The sequence below is a fragment of the Sphingobacterium sp. T2 genome, assembly GCF_000814685.1.
GTDB lineage: Bacteria > Bacteroidota > Bacteroidia > Sphingobacteriales > Sphingobacteriaceae > Sphingobacterium > Sphingobacterium thermophilum.
Window position 1 is genome coordinate 1 of record NZ_JXAC01000233.1, and the last position, 6,207, is coordinate 6,207.

Consider the following 6,207-nt stretch of genomic DNA (forward strand, 5'->3'; position numbering starts at 1 on the left):
CTACCAGGGTATCTAATCCTGTTTGCTCCCCACGCTTTCGTGCATCAGCGTCAATAACGGATTAGATAGCTGCCTTCGCAATCGGTGTTCTGAGACATATCTATGCATTTCACCGCTACTTGTCTCATTCCGCCATCTTCAACCGAATTCAAGCCAAACAGTATCAAAGGCACTGCGACAGTTGAGCTGCCGACTTTCACCCCTGACTTATCTGGCCGCCTACGCACCCTTTAAACCCAATAATTCCGGATAACGCTCGGATCCTCCGTATTACCGCGGCTGCTGGCACGGAGTTAGCCGATCCTTATTCTTACGGTACACTCAGACCGGTACACGTACCGACGTTTGTTCCCGTATAAAAGCAGTTTACAACCCATAGGGCAGTCCTCCTGCACGCGGCATGGCTGGTTCAGACTTCCGTCCATTGACCAATATTCCTTACTGCTGCCTCCCGTAGGAGTCTGGTCCGTGTCTCAGTACCAGTGTGGGGGATTCTCCTCTCAGAGCCCCTAGACATCGCAGCCTTGGTAAGCCGTTACCTTACCAACTAGCTAATGTCACGCGAGCCCATCCTTGTCCGATAAATCTTTGATCATCGAAAGATGCCTCTCAATGATGTCATGCGGTATTAATCCGACTTTCGCCGGGCTATCCCCCTGACAAGGGTAGGTTGCTCACGCGTTACGCACCCGTGCGCCACTCTCACCAAACCAAAGCAAGCTTTGATCTGGATCCCGTTCGACTTGCATGTATTAGGCCTGCCGCTAGCGTTCATCCTGAGCCAGGATCAAACTCTCCATTGTATATAATAATGTTAAATGTCTAACCCCGGCAAGTATTTCCGTATTTATCGTCTCCTATTCGAAAACGTAAGTACCCGTTACGCTACATGATTAATATCTTAAAGAACTCTCCGCCTCCGCATCTCGCTTCGGCTTTATCTCTTGCCTTACGGCCTTTATTTCTTTTTCTCTTCCCCCTTCCTTGCGGACGGGACTGCAAAGGTAGAAACTTTATCCGATTTTCCAAAAACTTTTTTGAAGTTTTTTTCTTCTTCTTTTTATCGGGCAACAAAAAAAGATAAACTATCTTTTCCTTACCCTCTTCTACCCTCTTTTCAAACGTTCCGTAGAACTTCTCTCCCTCGCGGAGTGGTGCAAAGATAGAGAGTTTTATCCCATTCCAGCAAGAAAAAAAGACAATTATTTTATCGTTCTGCCATTAATCGATTGAGCTATTGCAAGATAATTTTTCCTTTATCGGTTAATGGTGGTCACGTTTCTGAAAATATTGCCATGAAGATCTATACCCTCAATTACCAAAAGATATTTTCCCGATGAATCGGAGGTGAAAAAGCTAAATTCTGCTTCTCCCTTTTCGTTGGAAACCAACGCAGGTTCCCAATGGATGGAAGAACGCTGATCGGAATTATACCGAATCCCCTCATCCACATCGTACTTAGGCGAATAGTATTGCTTGGCTTCGGCAAAACCCCGTGGAGAAATAGTGATCAACCCTTTCGGCTCTGAAGAAACATTCAATGCGGATTTACCGGTCTTGGACGTGATAATAATTACTCCATTAGCTCCCATAGAGCCGTAAATACTGGTATACATCGCACTCCTTAATACCTCTACACTCTCAATATCAGCTACATTAAGGGTATTGAAGAAGCCGGAATCTACAGGCATACCATCCAAAAACACCTGCATAGGCGCCCTTGAGCGAGTGCTGTACGGTTCACCGTTTTCAAAATACACACCCAGTAGCCTGCCGTTGAGACACATCTCCAATGTAGGACAGGTAGAAAGGTCTTCTTCTGTAAGCACCTGATCCGCCCGTCCAGCCCCGTTGAGGTTCGAGGAGTTTTCGGACACCTTAGGTCTGCTGCGACGCACAACAACTTCTTCGATCATGATGACCTTCTCCTTTATCCCTAGCTTTTCCAGCTCCGCCATAAAAGCATTGGCGGCCAACAGCTCTTCAGAATGGCTACTATTCACATCCCAAGCCACCAAATCTCCGGAAGCTTCCTGTACTTCTGCCGCTACCTCTTCGTTGTATACAATATCTATGTTTTTCTTTGCGGTCTTGGCATCTTGGGCAGAAATCAAAACCTTGATGCTGTCCGGAAAGATGAGATTGTCAAATTCGAAATATCCGTCTTCATTGGAAGTAGTATCCAAAAAGTCTAGGAAGTTGCGCGTAGAAATCAACTGTACCCTGGCATTAGGATAGGGTTTACTTCTTCCTAACCTTTTGGTATAACCCGAGATGCTAAGGCTCTTTTCCGGCTTATACTGAAGCTCCACCGGCACCTCCAACTTTTCCCACGCTATATTTCTCCACCCTTGCGTAAGCATAAGATAGTCTATATCTGCCGTCTTTATTTTATTGTCCTCGAAATAATAGTTAGGATTTTCTATATAGCCTCTAATATCCGCATTGAGCAAAAGGGCGGAGAGAATATTGTGCTGACTTAAATTGTCTGTATTTACCTTGGAAAGATCGTACACCGCAGCGGAGAAGGCTCCCAAATTATTGCTTTCACCGTTAGCAATCTTAAATTTTACCTGTACCTTTTCGCGCTGCTTATAAGCGTCCTTATCCAACGTGACCGTGCTTTCCTCCAACTCCTGAAAAGAAAACAAAGGACCGCTCGATAAGAGGAACAAAACTGCTATTAAGTATGGATACGGTGACCACACCCAACGGGAGCTTAACCCTGTCCACCGCAAAAATTATTGCGGAACGGTTGGCGCTAGTCTTTGACACAAAAAACACCTCGCCAAGATGATGCACCACAAAATAAAGATCTTGATGGTCTAAACGGTCTTCACTGATATGCATCTCCACGAAAAGCTTTTCCTTATGCGTATTATTCGTAATGACCGAATAGCCGGAAGCATAAATTTTAGGCATAGATAACTCCTGCTTGCTGCCATCCGGATATATGGCTGTAGCCTGAATGCCGCTGGTATCGTTGATAAAAATCTGCGCAGCCCCCATCCCCAGCTTGTTGGTCTCTATAATTCCTAAGGTATCTGCTCCTCGGGTGAGCAAAACTTTCGAAGAAACCCCTAATCCTTTATTATTTATGCTTTTGACGGCAATATTATTCAGGAATCCGGCCAACAGGCGGCCTCCTTCCGGAAACAGTTGGGTGTCATATTGCAAGTCGGGATTTACAGTTCTAACAATTTTATTTACATAAAATCCTGAAGGTTTCTTAAAGCGGAGGGTGATGACGCTATTCTTATGCTTTTTAGGTACAGCAATTTCGATAATGCCCTGTTCGTCGGAGGTGACGGTCTTCTTGTCCACCTCCTTTGCTTGGGACCATATCACACAGCTGACCCTCGTTTTGGGTAGAGGCTGGCTGTCAGAACCTGTAAGCTTAACTCTGTAAATCACATCTTTGTCCCGCACCTGATAGTCCGTCTGTGTAAACACCTCATCCGAGCGACCATTGAATATGTCTATAGGCTGCTCGAAGAAGTAATCTTTAGCAAAATTCTTCATCCAGTTGGTGTAAGCACGTACACGATATCTTCCCTCGGTAACGGTATCTGCCAAATCAAAGCTTCCTACACCTATACCCATAGGGGTGGCTACCACCTTTCTTTCCACAATCTTGTCCGCCGGGCTTACAAGTTCTACATAGAGTACCCCACTAAGAGTTGACAGGGAGTTGTTGACCCCTACCGTCGTATAGGACTTGAAAAATATTGTCTCCCCCGCAGAATAAGAGGGCTTATTGAAATGTATATAAATCTTTTCCTGAGGTTGTTCTGCATTATATTTACCGAGCTTTTCTATGAAACTTTGGACATCCTGCGCCCTCACAGGACTGCATAATAACGCAATAAGGCAGACAAAAAGAGTCCTTATCATAATGTTTATATTGGTTAGACTAAAGATATCACATTTTATTAAAAGTGTGACAATAATCCTTTTAAATTTAAGAATACCACCTGAGATTGTATATTTGCGTTATGAATATCTTAATTATCGGATCAGGCGGTCGTGAATCTGCCTTTGCTTATAAAATAGCACAGAGCCCTAAATTAACTAACCTGTATATCGCTCCCGGAAATGCCGGAACTACCAAGTATGGTAAGAACGTAAACCTAAAGGTTACCGACTTTGAAGGTATTGCGAATTTTGCGCTGGAACACAATATTGACCTTATACTGGTAGGTCCCGAAGAACCTTTAGTAAAAGGTATTCATGATTACTTTCTTGAAAGAGAAGATACCAAACATATCGCAATAATTGGTCCTCAGAAAGCTGGTGCCACCTTGGAAGGGTCCAAAGACTTCTCCAAAGAGTTCATGTTCAGACACAACATCCCTACTGCAGCATATAAATCATTCAATCGCAGCAACTTAGAGGAAGGGTTAGCCTATCTAGAGACCCAAAAGCTGCCTATCGTGCTGAAAGCCGATGGCTTGGCTGCCGGCAAAGGAGTATTGATCTGCGAAACATTGGAGCAAGCCAAAACCGAACTAAAAGCCATGATCGAAGAGGCCAAGTTTGGTGATGCCAGCAGTGTAGTAGTGGTCGAAGAATACCTTAAAGGCATAGAGCTTTCGGTATTCGTCTTGACAGACGGTGAATCCTACAAAATCCTTCCTTCAGCAAAAGACTACAAACGTGTAGGAGAAGGCGATACCGGACTTAACACAGGAGGTATGGGTTCTATCTCACCAGTACCTTTTGCGGACGAAACCTTCATGGCAAAAGTAGAAGAACGTATTATCAAGCCTACCATAGAAGGACTTAAAAAGGACGGCATCCCATATAAAGGATTTATCTTCATCGGCCTTATGAATGTTAACGGCGATCCGTATGTCATCGAATATAACGTACGTATGGGTGACCCTGAAACCGAGTCGGTGATGCCTCGTATAGAATCCGACCTTGTGGATTTGCTCGAAGGTGTAGCCAAAGGTGATTTGGCAAACCGCACCTATACAGTAAGTCCTAAAACTGCGGTTACCGTAATGCTGGTATCAGGAGGTTATCCTGGCGACTATGAGTCGGGCAAGGTTATCTCCAACATCGAAAACGTAAAAGAATCTATCGTCTTTCATGCAGGAACAAAAGAGGTAGATGGTCAGGTGGTTACTGCCGGCGGACGTGTCATCGCGGTGACAACCTTACAAGACAACCTCTTCAAAGCCTTACAACAGGCCACAGCCGATGCCGGACGTATCTTCTTCGAAGGAAAATACTTCCGTACGGATATAGGCTTTGACCTCATATAAAAATATTGATTTCAAAATCAGCCCATTAGAAAAAAGGGCATAAAAATATTTTGATGGTGCAAATAATGCACTTATATTTGCATCATCAAATCCCGATGGCCCGTTCGTCTAGGGGTTAGGACGCAAGATTTTCATTCTTGAAACAGGGGTTCGATTCCCCTACGGGCTACAGATCTTAAGATCAAAACATACAAAAGCTTTCAAATTAAACGTTTGGAGGCTTTTTGTTTTTTACAACATCCTGATTTATTCGATTATTGGATCAAGTAAAAAATTTTAGAGTGTCTAAACATAAAGACCCCCACGTTTCTCACAGCTCTGAACTGTGCTCACAGAGTAGCCGGTATGAAGGGTTTTCTTCTTTTGAAGTAATAAATCCCATTGTGGTCATCTTTGAAGCTGTAGCTACAAAATCCTATCCAACGGACTTTTGATAGAATTCAGTTGCGCATTGCTGACCTTTGCATACAGCATCGTGGTCTTGATGTCATTGTGACCAAGTAGCTGCTGTATGAATGACATGTCCGTGCCGTATTCCAGTAAATGTGTGGCGTAGCTATGCCGCAAACCGTGTATCCCTATCGGCTTGTTTGCCTTTGCGGCTTTCATTGCATTCTTGAACACCGCTTGTACACTGCGGACGGAATACCGCCCACCGTACCGACCTTCAAAAAGGTAAGTTTTGGGCTGGTATGCTTTATAATATTCCCGCAGCAAATCCAGCACTGCAGACGGTAATGGTACATACCGGTCTTTCTTTCCTTTACCCGCTTCGATGAGTACCTGCATCCGTCCACTGTCGATGTCGCTCACTTTCAGATTGACAACCTCACTTACTCGCAGCCCCATTCCGTAGCACAGTTGCAACATCAGCAAATGCTTCTGGTTTCGTACCACGTCGAATATGCGTTTTACTTCCTTTTGGCTCAGCACTTTT

The 6,207-nt window shown here is 44.4% G+C and carries 4 protein-coding genes, 1 tRNA gene and 1 rRNA gene; 2 read left to right on the forward strand and 4 right to left on the reverse strand.

Features of this window, described 5'->3' with window-relative positions:
- From SD31_RS12965 to SD31_RS15640, 3 genes are all read right to left on the reverse strand, one after another.
- Positions 1-803 (reverse strand): 16S ribosomal RNA (locus tag SD31_RS12965); the annotation flags it as partial.
- A 453-nt stretch (positions 804-1,256) separates the two neighbouring features.
- Entirely contained in the window at positions 1,257-2,675 is a 1,419-nt protein-coding gene (locus tag SD31_RS15635) for a TonB-dependent receptor plug domain-containing protein (protein ID WP_197053715.1), read from the reverse strand.
- Positions 2,605-3,846 carry a hypothetical protein gene (locus SD31_RS15640; protein ID WP_052259050.1) on the reverse strand — a complete coding sequence of 414 codons (1,242 nt, stop codon included), beginning with the start codon at positions 3,844-3,846 and terminating at the stop codon, positions 2,605-2,607. The genes SD31_RS15635 and SD31_RS15640 overlap by 71 nt, the downstream gene beginning before the upstream one ends.
- A 149-nt stretch (positions 3,847-3,995) precedes the next feature.
- On the opposite strand from SD31_RS15640, the gene purD reads away from it, so the two are divergent.
- Together purD and SD31_RS12985 are read left to right on the forward strand one after the other, a co-directional pair.
- Positions 3,996-5,270: a phosphoribosylamine--glycine ligase gene (purD, locus tag SD31_RS12980; RefSeq protein WP_039054445.1), complete on the forward strand. Its 1,275-nt coding sequence runs from the start codon at positions 3,996-3,998 to the stop codon at positions 5,268-5,270.
- 97 nt (positions 5,271-5,367) lie between these two features.
- Positions 5,368-5,439: transfer RNA gene (locus SD31_RS12985), tRNA-Glu, on the forward strand.
- A gap of 236 nt (positions 5,440-5,675) precedes the next feature.
- On the opposite strand, the gene SD31_RS12990 is transcribed toward SD31_RS12985, so the two are convergent.
- Positions 5,676-6,207: tyrosine-type recombinase/integrase (locus tag SD31_RS12990; RefSeq protein ID WP_039054446.1), on the reverse strand; the 532-nt coding region annotated here is incomplete at its 5' end.